Raw genomic sequence first — 1,560 nt, forward strand, 5'->3', positions numbered from 1 at the left:
ATCCTATTTTCAGCAAAATATAGTTAAGGCGATTCATCTCCCACTTACTCCGCTTCGCTTCGTTGAAGTGGGAGTCTTCTCGCCTAATTAAGATAAAAAGAATAAAAATTCCTCACCGATATGCGGAAATGTTTCGTATAATAGAAAAAAAGGAGGCGGCAAGAATGAACGGCATCTTCATCGACGACAAGCGGCTCGGCATCCGCGTGCCGCATCTGGACAAGCCTTGGGAGGACTACAGCCCAAACGAACAAGAGGCGATTTTACTGGAATGGGAAACAATCCGCGGCATGATCCCCGACCGCATCGCCGCCCTGGAGCGGGAAATCAACGAAAAACAAGACGAACTCGGCGAAGAGCATGATTTTGAACGCTCCTGCCGGCTCAATGCCGACATTGCCGAACTCGCTTCGATCGTGAATGATTTATGGATTTGGTATCGGGTCAGTCCCCATGTTTCCTTTGAAAAGGAAGCGGCGGTAAAACGCAAAATACGCTGACGAAACCGGCCGTCTCTTTTTTCTACGGCCATGTCGCCCCCGCCGCCCTTGCCGCGGCTTTCGCGACCACCTCCTTTATCCGTATATGCGCTATGCGATCGGCCTGCGCGATGACGATGTCTTTTTCGGCGGGGCGGATCCGGGCTGGGCGTACGGGCTCGTCTTTTGCACCTTTGCGCCGATGGCCTTTGGCGTGCCGATCGTCTTTTACGAAGGGCCGTTTAAGCCGGAGACGTGCTATTCCTTGATGGAAAAATACCGGGTGACCAATTTCGCGTACGCCCCGACCGCGTATCGGGCGATGGCGGCGGCCGGCGCGGACGTCATTCGCCGCTATCAACTGAACGTGCGCGCCATGAGCTCGGCGGGCGAGCCGCTCAATCCGGAAGTCATCCGCTTTTTCCAAGAGCACGTGGGCGTTACGATCCATGACCATTATGGCTTGTCGGAAACGTTGATGCTGATCGGAAACTTCAACGCCGCCGAGATGGACGTCCGGCCAGGCTCGATGGGATGGCCGCTGCCGGGCTTTGACGTGGCCCTGCTCGATGAGAACGGAACCCCAGTCGCCGACGGCGAAGTCGGACAAATTGCCTTTAACACCGACTCGATCCCCAACGTCTTTAAGGGGTATTGGAAAGACCCTGAAAAAACCGCCGAGCGGCTCGTCGGCAAGTGGTTTTTGACCGGCGATTTGGCGACAAAAGACGAAGACGGGTATTTCTGGTTCCAAGGACGGGCGGACGACATCATCTCGAGCGCCGGCTACCGCATCGGGCCTTTCGAAATTGAAAGCTGCCTCCTTGAGCATCCGGCTGTCGTCGAAGCAGCCGCCGTCGGGAAGCCGGATCCCGTCAAAGGGGAAATTGTCAAAGCGTTCGTCGTGCTCAGAGAAGGCTTTGCGCCGTCGGACGAGCTGGCCGAAGAGCTGTCCTTGTTCGTCAAAACGCGCTTATCCAAACGTCAACTACCCACCACTTAAAGCCTAACGGCTTTTGAAGTGGGGGCTTGGCAAGCCCTAGTTGACTACCCTCAGCCATTCAATGGCTACGTTGGAAGG

General features: G+C 55.5%; 1 protein-coding gene and 1 pseudogene. Both read left to right on the forward strand.

Features of this window, described 5'->3' with window-relative positions:
- Positions 1 to 164: 164 nt before the first annotated feature.
- Positions 165 to 500 (forward strand): hypothetical protein, encoded by a 336-nt coding sequence (locus tag CV944_RS16945; protein WP_047818869.1) that lies wholly within the window; start codon positions 165 to 167, stop codon positions 498 to 500.
- Between the two features lie 73 nt (positions 501 to 573).
- A pseudogene (locus tag CV944_RS16950) lies at positions 574 to 1,473 on the forward strand (acetate--CoA ligase); the annotation flags it as partial.
- Positions 1,474 to 1,560: the final 87 nt, after the last annotated feature.

This window comes from Geobacillus sp. WSUCF-018B (assembly GCF_002809985.1).
In the GTDB taxonomy this organism is placed as follows: domain Bacteria; phylum Bacillota; class Bacilli; order Bacillales; family Anoxybacillaceae; genus Geobacillus; species Geobacillus thermophilus.

Bases quoted from the DNA above. Each gene is read 5' to 3' on its own strand.
- CV944_RS16945 (WP_047818869.1), top strand. From the start codon at position 165: ATGAACGGCATCTTCATCGACGACAAGCGGCTCGGCATCCGCGTGCCG.